General features: G+C 64.8%; 20 protein-coding genes. 15 read left to right on the plus strand and 5 right to left on the minus strand.

Translation table 11 applies throughout. From position 1 onward, the window contains the following. Positions 1-382 precede the first annotated feature (382 nt). The 7 genes from ccoN to GH664_RS15970 all read left to right on the plus strand — a co-directional run bounded on the left by ccoN (position 383) and on the right by GH664_RS15970 (position 6,000). Positions 383-1,810 carry a cytochrome-c oxidase, cbb3-type subunit I gene (ccoN, locus tag GH664_RS15940; protein ID WP_153169061.1) on the plus strand — a complete coding sequence of 476 codons (1,428 nt, stop codon included), beginning with the start codon at positions 383-385 and terminating at the stop codon, positions 1,808-1,810. A gap of 18 nt (positions 1,811-1,828) precedes the next feature. Then, a complete protein-coding gene (ccoO, locus tag GH664_RS15945) occupies positions 1,829-2,455 on the plus strand; it encodes a cytochrome-c oxidase, cbb3-type subunit II (RefSeq protein ID WP_153169062.1) in 627 nt (208 codons plus the stop codon). A gap of 14 nt (positions 2,456-2,469) precedes the next feature. Continuing rightward, the gene (locus GH664_RS15950; RefSeq protein WP_153169063.1) at positions 2,470-2,658 is read left to right on the plus strand and encodes a cbb3-type cytochrome c oxidase subunit 3; all 189 of its coding nucleotides are present in this window, start codon (positions 2,470-2,472) and stop codon (positions 2,656-2,658) included. Continuing rightward, entirely contained in the window at positions 2,651-3,541 is an 891-nt protein-coding gene (gene ccoP / locus GH664_RS15955) for a cytochrome-c oxidase, cbb3-type subunit III (protein ID WP_153169064.1), read from the plus strand. The genes GH664_RS15950 and ccoP overlap by 8 nt, the downstream gene beginning before the upstream one ends. Positions 3,542-3,614: 73 nt before the next feature. Continuing rightward, complete coding sequence (ccoG, locus tag GH664_RS15960) at positions 3,615-5,042, plus strand: cytochrome c oxidase accessory protein CcoG (RefSeq protein ID WP_153169065.1); 1,428 nt, start codon at positions 3,615-3,617, stop codon at positions 5,040-5,042. 2 nt (positions 5,043-5,044) lie between these two features. Continuing rightward, a complete protein-coding gene (locus GH664_RS15965) occupies positions 5,045-5,557 on the plus strand; it encodes a FixH family protein (protein ID WP_153169066.1) in 513 nt (170 codons plus the stop codon). Between the two features lie 206 nt (positions 5,558-5,763). After that, the gene (locus GH664_RS15970; RefSeq protein WP_153169067.1) at positions 5,764-6,000 is read left to right on the plus strand and encodes a hypothetical protein; all 237 of its coding nucleotides are present in this window, start codon (positions 5,764-5,766) and stop codon (positions 5,998-6,000) included. Positions 6,001-6,071: 71 nt separating this feature from the next. Here GH664_RS15970 and GH664_RS15975 read toward each other — a convergent pair whose 3' ends face one another. Beyond that, positions 6,072-6,515, minus strand: a complete 444-nt coding sequence (locus GH664_RS15975; RefSeq protein WP_153169068.1) for a universal stress protein — start codon at positions 6,513-6,515, stop codon at positions 6,072-6,074. A gap of 118 nt (positions 6,516-6,633) precedes the next feature. Between GH664_RS15975 and GH664_RS15980 the strand changes: the two genes are divergently transcribed. Then, entirely contained in the window at positions 6,634-8,043 is a 1,410-nt protein-coding gene (locus GH664_RS15980) for an MBL fold metallo-hydrolase RNA specificity domain-containing protein (protein WP_153169069.1), read from the plus strand. 74 nt (positions 8,044-8,117) lie between these two features. Here GH664_RS15980 and GH664_RS15985 read toward each other — a convergent pair whose 3' ends face one another. After that, positions 8,118-8,798, minus strand: coding sequence for a Crp/Fnr family transcriptional regulator (locus GH664_RS15985; protein ID WP_153169070.1), 681 nt, complete (start codon positions 8,796-8,798; stop codon positions 8,118-8,120). A gap of 95 nt (positions 8,799-8,893) precedes the next feature. Here GH664_RS15985 and GH664_RS15990 point away from each other — a divergent pair, with 95 nt between their 5' ends. Then, positions 8,894-9,292 carry a SirB2 family protein gene (locus GH664_RS15990; RefSeq protein ID WP_153169071.1) on the plus strand — a complete coding sequence of 133 codons (399 nt, stop codon included), beginning with the start codon at positions 8,894-8,896 and terminating at the stop codon, positions 9,290-9,292. A gap of 40 nt (positions 9,293-9,332) precedes the next feature. Here the strand turns inward: GH664_RS15990 and fnr are convergent, their stop codons facing one another. Next, positions 9,333-10,073, minus strand: coding sequence for a fumarate/nitrate reduction transcriptional regulator Fnr (gene fnr / locus GH664_RS15995; protein ID WP_153169072.1), 741 nt, complete (start codon positions 10,071-10,073; stop codon positions 9,333-9,335). Positions 10,074-10,209: 136 nt separating this feature from the next. Here fnr and hemN point away from each other — a divergent pair, with 136 nt between their 5' ends. Both hemN and GH664_RS16005 read left to right on the plus strand, forming a co-directional pair. Then, the gene (gene hemN / locus GH664_RS16000; RefSeq protein ID WP_153169073.1) at positions 10,210-11,601 is read left to right on the plus strand and encodes an oxygen-independent coproporphyrinogen III oxidase; all 1,392 of its coding nucleotides are present in this window, start codon (positions 10,210-10,212) and stop codon (positions 11,599-11,601) included. Between the two features lie 66 nt (positions 11,602-11,667). Then, positions 11,668-12,378, plus strand: coding sequence for a sulfite exporter TauE/SafE family protein (locus tag GH664_RS16005; protein WP_153169074.1), 711 nt, complete (start codon positions 11,668-11,670; stop codon positions 12,376-12,378). A gap of 171 nt (positions 12,379-12,549) precedes the next feature. Here the strand turns inward: GH664_RS16005 and GH664_RS16010 are convergent, their stop codons facing one another. Then, complete coding sequence (locus GH664_RS16010) at positions 12,550-13,026, minus strand: MerR family transcriptional regulator (protein ID WP_153169075.1); 477 nt, start codon at positions 13,024-13,026, stop codon at positions 12,550-12,552. 69 nt (positions 13,027-13,095) lie between these two features. Here GH664_RS16010 and GH664_RS16015 point away from each other — a divergent pair, with 69 nt between their 5' ends. The 4 genes from GH664_RS16015 to GH664_RS16030 all read left to right on the plus strand — a co-directional run bounded on the left by GH664_RS16015 (position 13,096) and on the right by GH664_RS16030 (position 17,196). Further along, complete coding sequence (locus GH664_RS16015) at positions 13,096-15,342, plus strand: cation-translocating P-type ATPase (RefSeq protein WP_153169076.1); 2,247 nt, start codon at positions 13,096-13,098, stop codon at positions 15,340-15,342. 61 nt (positions 15,343-15,403) lie between these two features. Further along, complete coding sequence (locus GH664_RS16020) at positions 15,404-15,613, plus strand: heavy-metal-associated domain-containing protein (RefSeq protein ID WP_153169077.1); 210 nt, start codon at positions 15,404-15,406, stop codon at positions 15,611-15,613. A gap of 125 nt (positions 15,614-15,738) precedes the next feature. Next, the gene (ppa, locus tag GH664_RS16025; protein WP_153169078.1) at positions 15,739-16,266 is read left to right on the plus strand and encodes an inorganic diphosphatase; all 528 of its coding nucleotides are present in this window, start codon (positions 15,739-15,741) and stop codon (positions 16,264-16,266) included. A gap of 138 nt (positions 16,267-16,404) precedes the next feature. Further along, the gene (locus GH664_RS16030) at positions 16,405-17,196 is read left to right on the plus strand and encodes a helix-turn-helix domain-containing protein (RefSeq protein ID WP_153169079.1); all 792 of its coding nucleotides are present in this window, start codon (positions 16,405-16,407) and stop codon (positions 17,194-17,196) included. Positions 17,197-17,251: 55 nt separating this feature from the next. On the opposite strand, the gene GH664_RS16035 is transcribed toward GH664_RS16030, so the two are convergent. Next, positions 17,252-19,339 (minus strand): multiheme c-type cytochrome, encoded by a 2,088-nt coding sequence (locus tag GH664_RS16035; protein WP_153169080.1) that lies wholly within the window; start codon positions 19,337-19,339, stop codon positions 17,252-17,254. Between the last annotated feature and the right edge of the window lie 16 nt (positions 19,340-19,355).

A 19,355-nucleotide genomic window follows, 5' to 3' on the forward strand; every position in this document is an offset into this window, starting at 1 on the left:
GAGGACCACGCCCAACATAGCATCGCGCATGACGGGAAAGAGGAAGGGGATCGGTTTGTTTGGCGACTGCCAATCTACCAACCTCCGACCCGTCAACCACTACCTCCCCCGGATCGCGCGAAGAACCTTTTTTTTGGCTGTCGAATCCCGCGGGTTCATTCCGGATGAATCGGCTCGCGCAGCCCGCCACGGCACATTTCGCGCCCCTCAGCCGCGCCGTTTGGTCATCTTGCTTCCGCTGGCTGCCGCGGTGCAATACAATGTTGATCTGTATCAAATTGTGGACCCCGCCCCGCGGTATTCTTGCGGCGATTTTTGCGCTGCGGTGCCTTGCAGCGCGGGGCTGTACCCCAAAGAGTTTTCTTTCGTAGAGGTGACTCACATGCAATCGCAAGCGACTTATAACTATAAAGTCGTGCGCCAGTTCGCCATCATGACGGTGGTGTGGGGCATCGTGGGCATGCTGGTCGGTGTCATCGCCGCAGCACAGCTCGTATGGCCTGAACTGAACGTCCACGAATTCCTGCACTTCGGCAGGCTCCGTCCGCTGCATACCAACGCGGTGATCTTCGCCTTCGGTGGCTGTGCGCTGTTCGCGACGTCCTACTACGTCGTTCAACGCACCTGTCACACCCGGCTGTTCGCGCCGGCGCTGGCGTCGTTCACCTTCTGGGGCTGGCAGCTCGTCATCGTGCTCGCCGCGATCACCCTGCCGCTGGGCTACACCCAGGGCAAGGAATACGCAGAGCTCGAATGGCCGATCGACCTGCTGATCGCCGTGGTGTGGGTGTCGTACGCGATCGTGTTCTTCGGCACCATCGCCAAGCGCAAGGTGTCGCACATCTACGTTGCCAACTGGTTCTATGGCGGCTTCATCCTCGCCGTGGCGCTGCTTCACATCGTCAATAGCGCGGCAATCCCGGTTTCGCTCACTGGCATGAAGTCCTATTCGGCTTATGCCGGCGTGCAGGACGCCATGGTGCAGTGGTGGTACGGCCACAACGCGGTGGGCTTCTTCCTGACCGCGGGCTTCCTGGGCATGATGTACTACTTCGTGCCGAAGCAGGCCGAGCGCCCGGTGTACTCGTATCGCCTCTCCGTGGTGCACTTCTGGGCGCTGATCTTCACCTACATGTGGGCGGGTCCGCACCACCTGCACTACACCGCGCTGCCTGACTGGACCCAGTCCGTCGGCATGGTGTTCTCGCTGATCCTGCTTGCGCCGTCCTGGGGTGGCATGATCAACGGCGTGCTGACCCTGTCGGGCGCCTGGCACAAGCTGCGTACCGACCCGATCCTGAAGTTCCTGATCACCTCGCTGTCCTTCTACGGCATGTCCACCTTCGAAGGCCCGATGATGTCGGTGAAGACCGTGAATGCGCTGTCGCACTACACGGACTGGACCATTGGCCACGTGCACTCCGGCGCCCTCGGCTGGGTGGCGATGGTGTCGATCGGCTCGATCTACTTCCTGCTTCCTCGCATGTACGGCAAGACCGAGATGTACAGCGTGAAGCTCATCAATGCGCACTTCTGGATCGCCACCATCGGCGTCGTGCTGTACATCGCGTCGATGTGGATCGCCGGCGTGATGCAGGGCCTGATGTGGCGCGCCACCAACCCGGATGGCACGCTGACGTACTCCTTCGTGGAAAGCGTGAAGGCCAGCTATCCGTTCTGGACGATTCGTCTGGCCGGCGGCGTGCTGTTCCTGACCGGCATGCTCATCATGTTCTACAACATGGTGAAGACGATTGCGGGTGAGAAGGCCTACAACGCGCCGGTGCTCGCGCCTGCGGCCGCTCACTGATAACCGGAGAAAAACAAGATGAAGCACGAAAAGATCGAGAGCAACGTCTTCCTGCTGATCGTCCTTACGCTGCTGACGGTGAGCGTGGGCGGTCTGCTGGAAATCGTGCCGTTGTTCTTCCAGCACTCGACCACGAGTCCGGTCGACTACAAGGGCAATCAGCTCAATGTGAAGCCCTATGATCCGGTGCGCCTGGTCGGTCGCGACATCTACATCCGCGAAGGCTGCTACAACTGCCACTCGCAGATGATCCGCCCGTTCCGCGCCGAGACCGAACGTTATGGCCATTACTCGGTGGCGGGCGAGTACATCTACGACCACCCGTTCCAGTGGGGCTCCAAGCGGACGGGGCCGGATCTGGCCCGTGTCGGCGGCCGTTACTCGGACGAATGGCACAGGGTTCACCTCCTCAATCCGCGTGACGTCGTGCCTGAGTCGAACATGCCCGCGTTCCCATGGCTGAACCGTCCGGCGAAGGGCGATGACATCCAGGACCGCATGCGCGCGCTGAACAAGGTCGGCCTGCACAAGTACAGCGACGAGGAAATCGCCGCCGCGCCCGAGGCCCTCAAGGGCAAGACCGAGCTCGACGCCGTCATCGCTTACCTGCAGGGCATGGGTCTCGCGCTGCAGAACGTGAAGTAAGGGGGGAATGCGCCGTGGATATCAACGACTTCAGAAGCATCATCACCGTCATGGGGCTGTTGTCTTTCCTGGGCATCTGCGCCTGGGCGTACAGCCGACAGGCGCAGGCCGGTTTTGAAGAAGCGGCGCGGCTCCCTCTGGACGATGACGATCTGCCGGTCAGCATGAGCCGGCAAGAACAAGAAGGAAGACAAAATGGCTGACTTTATCAGCGGTTTCTGGAACATGTATGTGATGGTGATCGTCGCCCTCAGCCTGCTGTTCTGCGTGTTCGTGCTGGTCTCGAACATGACGAAGCGGGAATCGGGGCCGGTCGAACTGCACGGCCACGTCTGGGATGAGACGCTCGCCGAGTACAACAACCCGCTGCCGCGTTGGTGGATGTACCTGTTCTGGATCACCATCGCGTTTGCGGTGGTGTATCTGTCGATCTATCCGGGCTTCGGCAAGACCAACCAGGATCGCGGCGAACACGCCCAGTACGAGGCAGAAATGAAGGCGGCCAACGAGAAGTACGGCCCGATCTTCGCCAAGTATCGTGGCATGGATCTGGCTGCCGTGGCCGCTGATCCGGAGGCCAAGGCCATGGGTCAGCGCATGTTCCTGACCTACTGTGCGCAGTGCCACGGTTCGGCTGCCCAGGGTGCAAAGGGCTTCCCGAACCTGACCGATGAAGAGTGGCAGTGGGGTGGCGAACCCGAAACGATCAAGACGACGATCCTTGGCGGCCGCATCGCGATGATGCCTCCGTTCGGTCCGTCGCTTGGCGGGGAAGGCGTGAAGGATGTGGCCAACTACGTGCGCTCGCTGTCCGGCCTGGCACACGACTCGCTGCGTGCGCAGCGCGGTGCCGAGCTGTTCCAGCAGAACTGTGTTGCGTGCCACGGTGCCGATGCCAAGGGTGGACCGGCGATGGGTGCTCCGAACCTGACGAACAAGATCTGGCTCTATGGCTCGTCCGAAGCGACGATCATCGAGACGATCACGAATGGCCGCAACAACCGGATGCCGCAGTTCGGTGAATTCCTCGGTGAAGACAAGGTGCATCTGCTCGCAGCCTACGTCGTCGGCCTGAGCAAGAAGTAAGCATGCCTGCCCCGGAGCCCAGCCTCCGGGGTATCTTGTTGCGGTTAAATTAGTATCCACTAATAAGACGATCATGAAAGACGCTTCGCCCAAGCCCGCGCCCGGCAAGGATGGTGCCGCCGAGCGTGAAGAAGTCCTCTATTCCCCGCGCAAGAAGCTCTACGTCCGAGCGGTCACTGGCGTTTTTGCAAGGTGGCGCTGGGCCTTGGTGTGGCTCACTCAGATCGTCTTTTACGGCCTGCCCTGGTTGACATGGAACAACCGGCAGGCTGTCCTGTTTCACCTTACCGAGCGCAAGTTCTACATCTTCGGCTGGGTCTTCTGGCCGCAGGACGTGTTCTTCCTGGCCATCCTGCTGATCATTTCCGCGTACGCACTGTTCTTCTTCACTGCGGTGGCGGGGCGATTGTGGTGTGGCTATGCCTGCCCGCAGACGGTGTACACCGAGATCTTCATGTGGATCGAGCAGAAGATCGAAGGCGACCATAACAAGCGCCAGAAGCTCGATCAGGCGCCGATGAGCGGCCGCAAGCTGGCGATCCGCAGCGCCAAATACGGCGCTTGGGCGGTCGTTGCACTGTGGACCGGCTTCACGTTTGTCGCCTATTTTTCTCCGCTGAGCGAGCTGTTGCATTCAGTGGCGACCTTCGGTTTCGGCCCGTGGGAACTGTTCTGGATCCTGTTCTACGGCAGCTTCACCTATCTGTTTGCGGGCGTCATGCGCGAGCAGGTGTGCAAGTACATGTGCCCCTACGCCCGTTTCCAGAGCGTGATGTTCGACCCCGACACGCTGGTGATCACCTACGACGAGGCGCGTGGCGAGCCGCGTGGCACCCGCAAGAAGGGGATCGATCCGCGCACCGTGAATAAGGGCGACTGCATCGACTGCGGCATCTGCGTGCAAGTCTGCCCGACCGGCATCGACATCCGCGAAGGCCTGCAGTATGAGTGCATCGGCTGTGCCGCCTGCATCGACGCTTGCGACCAGGTCATGGACAAGATGAGCTATCCGCGCGGCCTGATTCGCTACTCGACCGAGAACGCGATCAAGCAGCATTGGGGCAGCAAGGAAATCCTCGGGCATGTGATGCGCCCGCGCACGCTGCTCTACGGCGCCGTCCTGGCCCTGGTGTGCGTCGGTCTCTTGATCGGCCTTGCTTCGCGTGAGCCCTTGCGGGTGGACGTGATCCGCGATCGCACTTCGCTGGCGCGAGAAGTGGAGGACGGCATGATCGAGAACGTGTACCGGCTGCAGGTCATGAACATGACCGAAGCGCCGCGCGCATTCGACTTTTCGGTTTCCGGGCTGGACGGCGCGAAGATCGATGGCGAGAGCCGGATCAAGGTGGGGGCGGCGGCGACCGAAGCCGTCACCTTGCGTGTGCTGGTCCCGGCCGAGTCCGGCAAGCCCGGTGCGAACGAGCTCGCCATCGACGTGAAGGCCGAGGACGATCCCGCGCTGAAGGTGCATGAAAAAACAACTTTCCTCTTCCCCCGTTGATGATGAGCACGACTTTGACCGATAGAAAAGACGCCCGCTGGTACCGGCAGGGATGGCCGTGGTTCCTGATCGCGTTGCCGGCCATCGCGGTGATCGCCGGCATCGCGACGCTGGTGATTGCGATCCGAAGCTGGGATGGCCTTGTGGTCGACGACTACTACAAGGAGGGTAATGCGATCGTGCAGACGATCGAACGTACGACGCACGCGCGCGAGCTCGGCCTGTCGGCGCTTGTGCAGGTGCGTAGCGAGCGGCTGCGCGTCCAGCTCATGGCGCGCGATCGCAAAGATCTGCCGTCAGGACTGATCGTGACGATTTCGCATCCGACACGCACCGGCCTGGATCAGGTGCTGACCTTCAGCGGCACCGATGGTGTCTATGAAGGCGATATGAAGACGCTCGCGGCCGGGCGTTGGCTGTTCCAGTTGGAAGACGAGTCCCGAGTCTGGCGAATGAACGGGGCCGCATACCTCCCGACAGAGACGGAAATCCGGATGGATCCATCCAGTTCTTGACCTGTCATCGTAACAAGCAGGTTTGCCATGGCCCTGAAAGAACTTCTCAGCGCTGACACCGGAGGCTGAGCGTGTTTACCATTGGTTTCATCGTGGTGATGGGCTGATTCCTTCATGGCTACGCCAAGCGCCATATGGCCGAGGCTGAGCGTAGCGCCAGGCTGGCGCATTGAGCGGAGTTGATCACGGAGAAAGGAGAAGAAGCGATGCGCAAGTGGATCCTCGTTTTGTGGCCGTCCTTCCTGATTGCAGCTTTGGCGGAAGGCGTCTTCTTTACCGTGATCGATCCGCAGGAGCTCTATTTGTTTGGGCAGCCGGTGCATTACAGTGCGGTGGCGACCTACTCGATCGGTTTCATCGGCTTCTGGCTGGTTTGTGCTGCTTCCAGCCTGACCACGATCTTTCTCGAGCGCCCGGCAAGGGAAGTGAACCAGCCCCGTTAGTCGTACCACGCCAGAAAACAAGACGGCCCGCTTCGGCGGGCCGTCTTGTTTCCAGTGTCGAACACCTGCTTTCACCGATAGACGAGAACCGGTGTCTTGCTGTGGGTGAGGACTTTCTGCGTCTCACTGCCGAGCAGCAGGCCGGCGATGCCGCGACGGCCATGCGATGCCATGAAGATCAGGTCGCAACCGTGGCGATCCGCCGCGTCGATGATGGCTTCGTACGGGATCTCGTTCACCACGGTGTCGGTATCGGCGGCAACGCCTTCGGCGTCCGCCACTGCCTTCGCGCGCTGCAGGATCTGCTCGGCTTCGGCTGCCGCCGCCTTGGCGAACTGCTCGGGCGTGGTCGGGTCGATCAGCGCGCCTTCGCCGTAGATCGGCATCGGAAAATCAGGCTGAGAGTAGAAGAAGGTGACACGCGCACCGGCTTCCTTGGCAAAGGATACGGCACGCGCAACCGTGCTCTCCGACAGCGCGGAACCATCGGTGGGCACGAGGAAATGTTTGAACATCGCGGGGCTCCCTTGGTAGTGTGTTCGACGCCTCATTATAGCCAGCGAATGCGCGATTGGCGGTTTGACGGTCGTCAAGCACGACCGCTTGCGCATGCCAAAAGGAGGGGGAGCGACAATGGAATTGAGTTTTCTCGGTGCTGCGGGAGAGGTTACCGGCTCATGCACCCTGGTCAGGCACGAGGGCGGCAGCTTTCTCGTCGATTGCGGGCTTTTCCAGGGCGGCCGGGACGCTGCGATGCGCAATGTGCGTGCGCTGGATCTGGACGTGAAACAGATCGATTTCGTCCTCCTGACACACGCTCATCTCGACCATTCCGGCTTGCTGCCGCGGCTGGTTGCGCTCGGCTACAAGGGGCCGATCTACGCGACCAGGGCAACCGTGGATCTGCTCGGGGTGATGCTGCTGGATTCGGCCCATATCCAGGAAAAGGAGGCGGAGTGGACCAACCGCCACGATCGCGCCCGCCACGCGCGACGCGGCTGGGACGTCGCCCCGCTCTACACCGTGGAGCAGGCCCGGCTGAGCCTTTCGCGCCTGCGGGCGATCGACTACGAGGAGGGCTTCGAGCCCGGACGCGGCGTGCGTTGCCGATTCCGTGATGCGGGGCACATCCTCGGCTCGGCATTCATCGAGGTTGACCTGGCGGCGCAAGGTGCGCTGCGCAGGATCGTTTTCAGTGGCGATCTCGGACAGCCGTTGCGACCGGTGCTGCGCGATCCGGAATTCGTCGATCACGCCGACATCCTGTGCATCGAGTCCACCTACGGCAACCGGGCGCACCGGCAGATGGCGCAGACCATGGACGAGCTGACTTACGCGCTGCAGCAGACTCTGAAGCGCGATGGAGGCAATGTCATCATTCCGTCATTCGCGGTGGGTCGTACCCAGGAACTGCTGTTCGTGCTGGCAGATCTCGTGCGTGCGGGGCGCATCGACAAGCTGCAGGTCGTGGTGGATTCGCCGATGGCGTCGGCAGTCACGGCGCTCACCGTGAAGCACGAGGAGCTCTGGGACGACGAGACGCGCGAGCTTTACCGCTGGGCGCAACACCACACCGATCGCTTTCACGTGCGCTTCGTCGAGGACGTGGAAGAGTCGATCGCGCTCAACGAGTGCCGCGGCGGACTGGTGATCATCTCAGCGTCAGGGATGTGCGAAGCGGGCCGCGTCAAGCACCACCTGCGTTACAACCTGGATCGGCGTGAATGCGCGGTCGTCATCGTCGGCTTCCAGGCGGCCGGCACCCTCGGCCGCCGCCTGGTCGACGGGGCGCGCTATGTCACCCTGTTCGGCGACCGCGTCCCGGTGCGCGCGCGCATCTACACGATTGGCGGTCTTTCGGCCCACGCGGACCAGCCGGCCTTGCTCGGATGGCTACGCCATCTGCGCCTTCCGCCGCGCCGGGTGTTCGTCGTGCATGGCGAGATGACGGCGGCCACTGCATTCTGCGATGCCATACAGTCCGCCCTCGGGTGGCCGGCGCCGTTGATTCCCGAACGGGGGCAGGCGTACGTCGTGCGTTGAGGCGGCGGCAGGCGCGGCGCAAGGGACGGCTGTTCGACGGCGCTGCGGCCAGCGCAGGTTCGAGGGTCGTCGGCTCAGCTCTGGTAGCGGGCCAGCCTGGCAGGGTCGTGGAGCGTGATGTGCTTGCCCTGGACGGTGACGAGACCCGCATCGGACAGGTCGTGGAAGATGCGCGACAGGGTCTCGGGCGTCAGATTGAGCCGCGAGGCAATGACCTGCTTGCTGGTCGGCAGCGCGAATTCGCAGGGCTTGTCGCTGTCGGCCTGCTGCAGCAGATAGCCGATCACACGCTGCACGCTGGAGCGCAGGGAGTAGGTCTCGACGTCGCTCACCAGACCGTGCATGCGCACCGACATGCCGGCCAGCAGCTTGAGCGCGAACTTCGGATCCTGCTCGATGAGCTCGGTGACCACGGCCTGGCCGATGTGCAGCAGCACGCTTTCGCTCAGCGCCTCGGCGAACACCGGATAGGGCCGGTTCATGAACATCACCGCTTCGCCGAAGCTCTGCATCGGGCCGAGGATCTCGACCACTTTCTCGGTGCCCTGGGCGGACGAGAAAGCCAGCTTGACCTGGCCGCTCACCAGAAAGTAAAAGCCGTGCGCCATGTCACCGCGCTGGAACAGCACCTCGCCACGGGCAAGGCGCCGCTCGCGCGCGAAGCGCAGAACAAGCTCCAGATCGGCGTCCGACAGTTCGCTGAACAGGGGAATGCGGCGCAACAGGGTGGGAATATCGACAGGTGGGGGGGCCATCAGCATGCTCTCCGTAGTGAGAAGCAATTTTAACTCGCTCGTGTTAGGGTCGCTTCCCAGACGAAAAGTGCCGCATTCCGGATTCGAGAGTCGAGATGTACCTTGCGATCAAACATCTTCATGTCACCTGCGTGGTCCTCAGCGGGCTGGGTTTTCTGCTGCGCGGCGCCTGGATGCTTGGCGGCAGCGCCTTGTTGCGGCACCGGCTGACCCGGGTGCTGCCGCACATCATCGATACGCTGCTGCTCGGCAGCGCGCTTGTGCTGGCCGCCATGATCGGGCAATACCCCTTCGTCGCCGCGTGGGTGACGGCCAAGGTGCTGGGCCTGATCGCCTACATCCTGCTCGGTACGGTGGCGCTCAAGCGTGGACGCACCCCGGCGGTCCGTCTTGCGGCTTTCGCGGCGGCCATCGCGGTGTTCCTGTGGATCGTGTCGGTTGCCTTGACGAAGAACCCGTTGGGCTATCTTGCGGCGCTCGGCGCCGCGGCGTGAGCCGACGCCCGCACGGCGCACGTCGCGACGCAGGCGTTTGTCAGCGTCCGCCCGACTGATGCTGCAGCAGGCGCTTGAGCCCGGACGCGTTCAGGATGCGAATGTGCTTCTGCTGCACGCTCACCAGCCCGTCTTCCTGGAAGCGGGAGAAGGCGCGCGAGACGGTCTCGAGCTTGAGTCCGAGGTAGGAGCCGATCTCGTCGCGCGTCATGCGCAGGTGGAACTCGGCCGGTGAGAAGCCACGTGCAGTGAAGCGCTGCGACATGTTGAGCAGGAAGGCCGCAAGTCGCTCCTCGGCGCGCATCGAACCGAGCAGCATCATCACGCCGTGGTCGCGGACGATCTCGCGGCTCATCACCTTGTGGAACTGGTGCTGCAGCCCTTCGACCTCGCGCGACATCTCTTCGAGCTTGCCGTAGGGGATGACGCAGACTTCACTGTCCTCGAGTGCGATCGCGTTGCAGGAGTGGGTCTCGGCGCTGATGCCGTCGAGGCCGAGGATTTCGCCGGTCATCTGGAAGCCCGTGACCTGGTCGCGACCATCCTCCAGCAGCACGTCGGTCTTGAAGGAGCCGGCACGGATCGCATAGATCGCCTCGAAGGGGTCGCCAGCGCGATAGAGGCTCTGCTGGCGCTTGATCTTGCGGCGCGCACCGACAAGCTCGTCGAGGCGGTTGAGGTCGTGCTCGGACATCCCGAACGGCAGACACAGCTCGACGAGGTTACACTGCGAGCAGGATGCCTTGAGCCCATTGACGGTGATGGGAACTGCCGCCTTCATCTGCACGAATTCTTGTTTCCCTTGTCACATTGCTGATGCCGGTGCATTCCGGACACCGTTGATCGACGTCAACCACAAAATCGCGGTGATCTGCCATTGTTCGGCACATCCCGTCAGCCGAGCCTGCAGCACGACAATGACCAGTCAGACCGATCTCATCTTCGACCCGCAACTGATTCGCCGCTTCGACATCAACGGACCGCGTTACACGTCGTATCCGACCGCCGACCGTTTCGTCGAGGCGTTCAACGCCGATGCCTTGAAGGCATGGCTGGCAAAGCGGGCCATTGGCGGCGTGAGCAAACCGCTTTCATTATACTTCCACATCCCTTTCTGTAACACGATCTGCTACTACTGCGCCTGCAACAAGATCATCACCAAGGATCATGGGCGCTCGGCGAAGTACCTGAAATATCTGGCGAAAGAGATCGCGATGCAGGCCGCCTGCCTGGAGGGCAGTCGGCAGGTCACGCAGTTGCACCTCGGCGGAGGTACGCCCACCTTCCTGTCGCACGACGAAATGCGCGAGCTGATGGGGGCCGTGCGCGAGCACTTCACGCTGGTGCCCAATGGCGAGTACTCGATCGAAGTGGATCCGCGCAAGGTCGATTTCGACACAGTGAAGCTGCTCGCCGACCTCGGCTTCAACCGCATGAGTGTGGGCGTGCAGGACTTCGCCGAAGACGTGCAGAAGGCGGTGAATCGCATCCAGAGCTTCGACGAGACCAAGCTCGTCATCGACTCGGCGCGCCAGACCGGCTTCAAGTCGGTCAGCATGGACCTGATCTACGGCCTGCCCAAGCAGAACGTGATCAGCTTCAACCGCACGCTGGAGCAGGTGCTGCAGATCGCGCCGGACCGCGTGTCCCTCTACAGCTATGCGCACCTGCCGGGGCTGTTCAAGCCGCAGCGTCGCATCGCCACCGGCGACATGCCCACTCCCGACACCAAGCTGCAACTGCTGCAGCTCGGCATCCGCCGGCTTACCGAGGCGGGCTACGTCTATATCGGCATGGACCACTTCGCCAAGCCGGACGACGAGCTGACCGTGGCGCAGCGGCAGGGACGGCTGCACCGCAACTTCCAGGGTTATTCGACGCATGCCGAATGCGATCTGCTTGCTTTCGGCGTGTCGGCGATCGGCAAGGTCGGGCCGGTCTATTCGCAGAACGTGAAGACGCTGGACGAGTACTACGACGCGCTCGATCGCGACGAGCTGCCGGTGCTGCGCGGCATCGAGCTCACCGCCGACGATCTGCTGCGGCGCGCGGTGATCCAGGCGCTGATGTGCCATTTCGAACTGTCGATGCAGTCGATCGAGATCGCGCACCTGATCAACTTCCGTGAATACTTCGCCGAGGAGCTGGAGGATCTCAAGGAGATGCAGAAGGCCGGGCTGCTGAAGGTCGAAGGCGACTGGATCAGCGTGCAGCCTGCCGGCCGCCTGCTGGTGCGGGGCATCGCGATGGTGTTCGACCGCTACCTGCGCGCCGACCGCGAGCGCACCCGTTATTCGCGCGTGATCTGATCCGGGCAGGGGAGCAGCCTGGCGTAGAATGTTGCACCGTGTCGAATCCGCTTCCCCATCCAGCCCATGCCTGAAACCGGCTACCTCGCTGTCTTCCTGATCGGCCTGCTCGGCGGCACGCACTGCGTGGCGATGTGCGGCGGCATCGTCGGCGCCCTCACCGTGCAGGTGCGGACCCCGGGCAGCAAGCCGCAATGGCCGCTACACCTGGCTTACAACCTGGGTCGGATCACGACCTACACCGCGATCGGCGGGGTGGTCGGGGCGCTGGGGTCGGTCGGCATGCTTTACGACGGCATGCTTCCGGTGCAGCTTACGCTTTATGTGCTGGCCAATCTGATGCTCGTCGCACTCGGCCTTTACCTCACCGGCTTCACCCGTCTGCTGGCGCCGATCGAGCGCGCCGGCCATGTGCTCTGGCGCCGCATCCAGCCTGCCACCCGCCGCTTCCTGCCGGCGCGTTCGGTCAGGCAGGCCCTGCCGCTCGGCCTGTTGTGGGGCTTCATTCCCTGCGGCCTGACGTATTCCATCCTCGCCACCGCGCTCGTCACGGGTTCGGGCGCGCGCGGCGCCGGCCTGATGCTGGCTTTCGGCCTGGGCACGCTGCCCAACCTCCTGCTGGCCGGCATGCTGTTCAAGCGCTTCCGCGACTTCACCCGTAACCGCAAGGTGCGTTTCGCCTCGGGGTTGCTGGTGCTGGGGTTCGGCCTCTTTGGCCTTTACCACGCGCCCACGCTGGGCGGTGATCTATGGAGCGGGGTGGTCTGCGCAGTTTGATTCGTTGCTCGCCGTGACCTGGCCATCGGGCGGGGCATTTGTTCTGCAGGCTGCGGAACTCGCCTTCGCTGCGCTCGGCTCAGACAGTCCTCGCCTGCGCCACAAACGCCCCACCCGATGGCCAAGCGTGTGCGTGCTCCACGCGTGGCGGCAGGGCGCTCGCTTCGCTGCTCATGCGCTCGACAGCGCTCGCAGGATCGGGCACGGGGCGGGTGAATCGGTGTGCTCACAGCAATGCACGAGTTCGGCCAGCGCATCGCGCATGTCCTGCAACTGTCGGATGCGTGATTCGATGAGTTCGATCTTCGCCTGCGCGGCGTCGCGCGCGCGGTCGCGGTCGCGCTCCTCGTTCAGCGCGAGCAGTCCGTCGATCTCGTCGAGCGAAAAGCCGAGCTGCTGTGCGCGCCGGATTGCCGTCAGGCGCGCGAGTTCGGCTTCGCCATATACCCGGTAGGCACCGCGCGTCTGCTGTGGTTCGCGCAGCAGGCCGCGGCGCTGGTAGTAGCGGATGGTCTCCACGCCGACCCCAGCCGCTTTGGCAAGCGCGCCGATGGTCAATGGCGCAGATCTTGTCGTCTGCGTCGCTGTCTTTGCTGCAGTCTTTGTCGTGGCGGTTCGATCGAATTCCTGCGCGCTTTTTCTGTCCATGGGGTTGACTCCGTACTTCGGTACGGCCTTTAGACTGCGCCTCATCATCAACATGCGCAAGAGGATGCCATGTCGGAAATCACACTCGAGACAGGCGCGTCGTCGGTCGCCGGAGCCTCGCGGGAAACGCTGGAACTCGCCATCTCCGGTATGACCTGTGCAGCTTGTTCCACCCGGCTGGAGAAGGTGCTGAACCGGCTGCCGGACGTCGAGGCGACCGTCAATCTCGCGACCGAGCGGGCGACGCTGCGTTATCCGAGTGGCGCGCTCACCGTCGAGGCGGCGAAGGCCGCTGTTGCCCGTGCCGGATTCGGTGCCACCGAGACCGGCGCGCTGCAGCGCGAACAGACGCGCGCGCGCCACGAGGCCGAGTGGCGGCTGGAGATGCGACATTTCTGGATCGCAGCCCTGCTCACGCTGCCGCTGGCGGCGCAGATGCCGGCGATGTTCGGCTGGTGGCCGCTTGCCGAAGGTCAGCACGATCTCGTGCCACGCTGGATCCAGCTGCTGCTGGCCACACCCGTGCAGTTCTGGATCGGCGCGCGTTTCTATCGCGGCGCGTGGGCGTCGCTGCGTGGCGGCAGCGCGAACATGGACGTGCTGGTGGTGCTGGGAACCAGCATCGCCTATATCTACAGCCTCGCGGTGACGCTCGCCGGCCGGCACGACCTGCACGTCTATTTCGAGGCCTCGGCGATGATCATCACGCTGATCCTGCTCGGCAAGCTGCTCGAAGCCCGTGCGAAGGCGCGCACCACGGCGGCGATCGATGCGCTGCTGCGGCTGCAGCCGAAGATGGCCCGCATCGAGCGCGGCGGCGAGGTGGTCGAAGTGCCGGTCGAGACGCTGCAGCCGGGAGATGCCTTCCTGCTGCGCCCGGGCGATGCAGTGCCGGTGGATGGCGTGATCGAGAGCGGCAGGTCGGCGCTGAACGAGGCGATGCTGACCGGCGAGAGCCTGCCGGTGGACAAGCACGCCGGCGACACGGTGTTCGCCGCGACGATCAATGGCGAGGGCGTGTTGCGCTGCCGCGCGACCGGCGTGGGGGCGAGCACCATGCTCGCAGGAATCATCCGCCTGGTGGAGCAGGCGCAGGGCTCCAAGGCGCCGGTGCAGCGCATGGCAGACCGCATCGCCGCGGTGTTCGTGCCGGCGGTGGTGCTGGTCGCGCTGGTGACGTTCGCCGGCTGGTGGCTGTGGAGCGGAGACTTCCAGCAGGCGCTGATCAACGCGGTGGCGGTGCTGGTGATCGCCTGTCCCTGTGCGCTGGGACTGGCCACGCCGACGGCGATCATGGTCGGCACCGGCCAGGGCGCGCGCGCCGGCATGCTGGTGAAGAACGTCGAGGCGCTGGAACTGGCCGAGCGGATCCGGGTGCTCGCGGTGGACAAGACCGGCACGCTGACTGAGGGCAAGCCCGCGGTCACCGAAGTGAGGACGGGAGAAGGCTGGACTCGCGAGAGCGTGCTGGGCGTTGCCGCCGCGCTGGAGCAGAGCAGCGGGCATCCGATCGCCGCCGCAGTGGTGGCCGCGGCAAAGGAGACCGGTGTGGCCCTGGCGCAGACCGAGGCCGTCCGCGCGCTGGGTGGCAAGGGCGTCGAGGGACGCGTGCGCCGGGAGGAAGGCTGGGCCGAGGTGGTCCTCGGTTCGCCCGATTTTGTCGCCGAACGCGGCGTGGCGGTTCCGCCGACAATGCTGGGCGAGATGGCGGCGGCGGGTCACACCCTGGTTGCGGTGGCTTGCGCAGGGCGTTTCGCCGGACTGATCGGCGTTGCCGACCGCGTGCGCGCGGATTCCGCTGCGGCCGTGGCGCGCCTGAAGACGCGCGGGCTGCGGGTGGTGATGCTGACGGGCGACCATCCCGCCACCGCGGCGGCGATCGCGCGCGAAACGGGCATCCACGAATGGCGTGCCGGCGTGCTGCCGGGCGACAAGGCCGCGGCGGTGAAGGCGCTTGCGGCACCGGGCGAGCGCATCGGCATGGCTGGCGACGGCATCAACGATGCGCCTGCGCTGGCGGCAGCGGACGTGTCGTTCGCGATCGGAGTCGGTGCCGACGTGGCGGTCGAGGCCGCCGACATCACGCTGGTGCGCAACAGCCTGCAGGGCGTGGCCGACGCCATCGACCTGTCGCGCGCGACCCTGTCGAAGATCCGCCAGAATCTGTTCTTTGCCTTCATCTACAACGTGCTCGGCATTCCCCTCGCGGCGGCGGGCATGCTGAACCCGGTGATCGCCGGGGCGGCGATGGCGATGAGTTCGGTTTCGGTGGTGAGCAATTCGCTGCTGCTCAAGCGCTGGCGCCCCGGGCGCTGAGGGCTGGAGGCGGTGCAGCGAGTGTTTCTTCAATTCATGGACGCTGACAACGGAGGAAGCGATGGACGAAGTGACGATCAAGGTGCAAGGAATGACCTGCGGCGGCTGCGTACGCAGCGTGACGGGGGTGCTGAAGGCGCTGCCCGGCGTGGCGGACGCCGACGTTTCGCTCGAGGCGGCACAGGCGCGGGTGCATTTCGATCCGGCAAAGGTGACGGTGGATGCGATGCGCGCCGCGGTGGAGGGCGCCGGTTTCGATGCGCCGGTGTGAGCGGGGCGCGGCAGCATTCGAGGAACGGTGCTTCGTGTCTTGGCGGCGGCGAACGGCCGTCACGACCGCGTCCGGACTAGGGATTTTCCCCTATAATTCGCGGACTTTTTCCACGGGAGGGAACCATGGGTTTTGATCTGGTCAGCGCCGGCAAGGACGTGCCGAACGATATCAACGTCATCATCGAGATCTCCGCGCAGGGCGATCCGATCAAGTTCGAGGTGGACAAGGAAAGCGGCGCGGTCTTCGTGGACCGCTTCATGGGTACCTCGATGCGCTATCCGCTCAACTACGGCTACGTCCCGCACACCATCGCCGGCGACGGCGACCCGGTGGACGTGCTGGTGGTGACGCCCTTCCCGCTGGCCCCCGGCGTCGTGATCCGCTGCCGCCCGGTCGGCGTGCTGAAGATGGAAGACGACGGTGGCGTCGATGCCAAGGTTGTCGCGGTGCCGGTGTCCAAGCTGACCCCGCTGTACGACAAGGTGCAGACGACCGAAGACCTGCCCGAGTTGCTGATGAAGCAGACGGTGCATTTCTTCGAGCACTACAAGGATCTCGAGCCGGGCAAGTGGGTCAAGGTGCTGGGCTGGGGCACGGTCGAGGACGCCAAGCAGGAAATCGTCAACGGCCTCGCTGCCGCGAAGAAGTAAGCAACAACGGCTGGTTTCGCTCGCCGGCTGGCGGGCAGAAACATCGAGGGACTCGCAGCGCGCGGGTCCCTCTTTTTCGTCCACCTCCGATCGGTGATGCTGTCGCCGGGTGGTCATGGCGGCACGTGGAGAGTGGCGATGAAATCGATACGGGCGCTGGAGCGGGGGCTCGAGGTCTTGCGACTGCTGAGCCAGCACGAAGGGCGTTCGCTGCAGCAACTGCATGAAGCCTGCGGCCTGCCCAAGCCGACGCTGCTGCGCATCCTGCATACGCTGGAGCAGGCCGGGCTGGCGTGGCGCGCGATCTATGACGGCTACTGGCGGCGGGGCGTGTCGCTGCAGGTGGACGAGCGACCGTCCGAGCACGCGCTGCGCCTGGCCGAAATCGCTGCGCCCCACCTGGCGGCCCTGCAGCGCAAGGCATTGTGGCCGTCCGATCTGCTGATCTACAACGACTACATGATGGAGCTGGCCGAGAGCTCGCGCCGGCTGTCGGGGCTGGCGATCAACAGCCGATATCGCATCGGCTTTCGCGTCGACCTGTTCCTGTCCGCCCCGGGCCGGGCGTGGCTGGCGTGGTGCTCGGCGGCCGAGCGCGAGGCTGCGCTCGCACATTACCGCGAGCATCCGCCGGCGAACATGCGCAGCGCCCAGGTCTTCCGGCACGAGCTGGACGCCATCGTGGAGGACACGCGGCAGCGCGGGTTTGCCGTGCGCGACGCGGGTTTCGGCGGCGCTGAAGTGGAGATGAGCGAGTTCGACGACGGCCTGGATGCGATCGCTGTGCCCATCTTGACGTCGGCCGGCGTGCGCGGCTGCATCAACCTGGTGTGGCCACGCCGCTACGGGTTGCGCGCCAAGGTGGTCGAGGCGCACCTGGTGGATTTGCGCGCGACGGCACAGGCCATCGCCGACAATCTGCGCGACTGACGGGCTTGAGCGGTATTGCGACGCAGGCGGCTGCCTGCGCCATCCACCACGAGTGTCAGCGCGGCGCCGCCGTGTCGACGCGACGCAGCACGATTTCCAGGTTGCGCCGGATGCGCGCATCGTCGGGCAGGAGTTCGGCGGCGCGCTGCAGCTCCTGCGCCGCCTCGCGCCACTGCTGGCGTTGTCCGGCCAGCAAGCCGAGGGCGAAATGCAGTTCGCCCGGGTTGGCCGATTGTGCGACGCCCTCGCGCAGCAGATGCCGGGCTTCGTCCTGCCGCTGTGACGCGAGCAGCAGTTGCGCATAGCTCAGGCGGGCGAGATTGACCGCCGGGTCCTGCGCGATCGCGAGCCGGTAATGGCGCTCCGCTGCGGGCTTGTCGCCCTGAGCATCGAGCAGCGTCGCCAGGTTGACCTGGGCGCTGGGCATGTCGCCCATGGCCTGCTGAGCGGCGACGAATTCCGCCAGCGCACGATTGCGCAGCGGGCGTGCCGGCGCCGGGATCTGCGCCTCGGCGAGGTCGGCCAGGCCACGTGCGGCAGTGATGCGTACCGCACGGACCGGATCGGCCAGCAGGGCGGTAAGTCGCGCGAGCCGCTCCTCTGCCGGGCGCGCGCTCCAGGCTGCGGCAGATGCGGTGCGCACGGCCGGGTCGGCGTCGGTCAGCGATGCGGGGGGTGGTACGCCGCCCAGGGCGGCGAGCTGTTCGATCGCGCTGGCACGGACGATCGCCGGCTGTCGCGCGTCCTCTATCAGTGCAAGCAGCCGGGTGTCACTGCCGGGCTGGCCGCCACGCGCGGCGGCGAACACCTCGCCGTAGTGCTCGGGCGCCGTCCTGCTGCCATGCTGGCGGACGATCGCCGCCGCCGCCCATGCGGCGGAGCGGTCGGCGTGGCAATCCTGGCAGGCATTGGGTGTGCCGATGCGCTGGGTCAGGTCGGGGCGCGGGATGCGGATTGCGTGGTCGCGCCGTGCATGGACGACCATGTAGTTGCGGCTCGGCATGTGGCAGGAGACGCATTCGCTGCCGGGCTTTCCAGCCGTGTGGAAGTGGTGCTGCGGCGAATCGTAGTTCTTCGCCTTGAGACCGGGGAAGCGCGCCGTGTCGGGTGCCTGGTTGTGGCAGGCCGTACACAGCGCGTTGCCGTCGGCGCGCAGCCTGCCGCTGTGCGGCTCGTGGCAATTGGTGCACGCCACGCCGGCCTGGTACATGCGGCTCTGGCGGAAGGAGCCGTATTCGAACACTTCCGCCAGTTGCTGGCCGTCGGCATGGTACAGCTCGGACCGCAGGTTGTCGGGAACGAAATTGTCGAGCAAGGGCGTCCCCGGTACGGTCGTCTCCAGCAGGCGGGTGCGGCGTGAATGACAGGCGGCGCACTGGTCGACCTGGGCGTGCGCGTCACCCAGCGCCTGGTTTGGCGTCATCGTCGGGCGGGCAAGGGCCGCGGATTGCCTGGTCGGCGCGCCAGCCGGAAGGGGGGGCTGCGCGAGCTGTCGGGCGCTGACGGCATGTTCGCGACCGGGTCCGTGGCAGGCCTGGCAGCCGACGTTCGGCTCGACCCAGGTGGTCCGATAGCTGTCCCGCGCCGCGTCGTATCCCTTGTTGAAGGCGGTGGTGTGGCACTCGCCACACATCAGGTTCCAGTTCTGGTAGCGGCCGCTCCAGTGCAGGCTGCTGCCAGGGGCGATGCCGCCTTCTGTCTGCAGCGAGAACCACCGGCGCTGGTGCGTATCCCAGGCGATCGTCAGCGCTTGCAGGCGACCGCCGGGCAGTGGAAGCAGGTATTGCTGCAGCGGATCGATGCCAAAGGTATGGGTGATCGGGAAGTCGGTTTCCTTGCCGTCGGGGCCGGTGGTGCGGACGAAAAAGGCGTCTCCACGGCGAAAAAAACGGGCGCGATGATCTGCGCCCGAGAAGAGTGAGTCGTTGAAATCGGCGCGCACGGTGGCGGGTGTTGCCGCCTGCATCGCGCGCTCGTGCTTGGAGCCGGTCCATGCCGTCGCCTGCGGCTGATGGCAGGCGACGCATTCACTGTCGGGTACGTGGTCTGCGCGCACCTCGGCTCGCGGCGCCGCGGCAAAGGCCGACAGCGACGCGAGCAGCAGGAGCACGACGAGCAAGCTGCGCAGCACCGGTTCCGCCATCACCGACGATCGAAGG

This window comes from Thauera sp. 2A1 (assembly GCF_009469595.2).
GTDB lineage: Bacteria > Pseudomonadota > Gammaproteobacteria > Burkholderiales > Rhodocyclaceae > Thauera.

Bases quoted from the DNA above. Each gene is read 5' to 3' on its own strand.
- ccoN (WP_153169061.1), top strand. From the start codon at position 383: ATGCAATCGCAAGCGACTTATAACTATAAAGTCGTGCGCCAGTTCGCC.
- ccoO (WP_153169062.1), top strand. From the start codon at position 1,829: ATGAAGCACGAAAAGATCGAGAGCAACGTCTTCCTGCTGATCGTCCTT.
- ccoP (WP_153169064.1), top strand. From the start codon at position 2,651: ATGGCTGACTTTATCAGCGGTTTCTGGAACATGTATGTGATGGTGATC.
- ccoG (WP_153169065.1), top strand. From the start codon at position 3,615: ATGAAAGACGCTTCGCCCAAGCCCGCGCCCGGCAAGGATGGTGCCGCC.
- GH664_RS15965 (WP_153169066.1), top strand. From the start codon at position 5,045: ATGAGCACGACTTTGACCGATAGAAAAGACGCCCGCTGGTACCGGCAG.
- GH664_RS15970 (WP_153169067.1), top strand. From the start codon at position 5,764: ATGCGCAAGTGGATCCTCGTTTTGTGGCCGTCCTTCCTGATTGCAGCT.
- GH664_RS15975 (WP_153169068.1), bottom strand. From the start codon at position 6,515: ATGTTCAAACATTTCCTCGTGCCCACCGATGGTTCCGCGCTGTCGGAG.
- GH664_RS15980 (WP_153169069.1), top strand. From the start codon at position 6,634: ATGGAATTGAGTTTTCTCGGTGCTGCGGGAGAGGTTACCGGCTCATGC.
- GH664_RS15985 (WP_153169070.1), bottom strand. From the start codon at position 8,798: ATGGCCCCCCCACCTGTCGATATTCCCACCCTGTTGCGCCGCATTCCC.
- GH664_RS15990 (WP_153169071.1), top strand. From the start codon at position 8,894: ATGTACCTTGCGATCAAACATCTTCATGTCACCTGCGTGGTCCTCAGC.
- fnr (WP_153169072.1), bottom strand. From the start codon at position 10,073: ATGAAGGCGGCAGTTCCCATCACCGTCAATGGGCTCAAGGCATCCTGC.
- hemN (WP_153169073.1), top strand. From the start codon at position 10,210: ATGACCAGTCAGACCGATCTCATCTTCGACCCGCAACTGATTCGCCGC.
- GH664_RS16005 (WP_153169074.1), top strand. From the start codon at position 11,668: ATGCCTGAAACCGGCTACCTCGCTGTCTTCCTGATCGGCCTGCTCGGC.
- GH664_RS16010 (WP_153169075.1), bottom strand. From the start codon at position 13,026: ATGGACAGAAAAAGCGCGCAGGAATTCGATCGAACCGCCACGACAAAG.
- GH664_RS16015 (WP_153169076.1), top strand. From the start codon at position 13,096: ATGTCGGAAATCACACTCGAGACAGGCGCGTCGTCGGTCGCCGGAGCC.
- GH664_RS16020 (WP_153169077.1), top strand. From the start codon at position 15,404: ATGGACGAAGTGACGATCAAGGTGCAAGGAATGACCTGCGGCGGCTGC.
- ppa (WP_153169078.1), top strand. From the start codon at position 15,739: ATGGGTTTTGATCTGGTCAGCGCCGGCAAGGACGTGCCGAACGATATC.
- GH664_RS16030 (WP_153169079.1), top strand. From the start codon at position 16,405: ATGAAATCGATACGGGCGCTGGAGCGGGGGCTCGAGGTCTTGCGACTG.
- GH664_RS16035 (WP_153169080.1), bottom strand. From the start codon at position 19,339: ATGGCGGAACCGGTGCTGCGCAGCTTGCTCGTCGTGCTCCTGCTGCTC.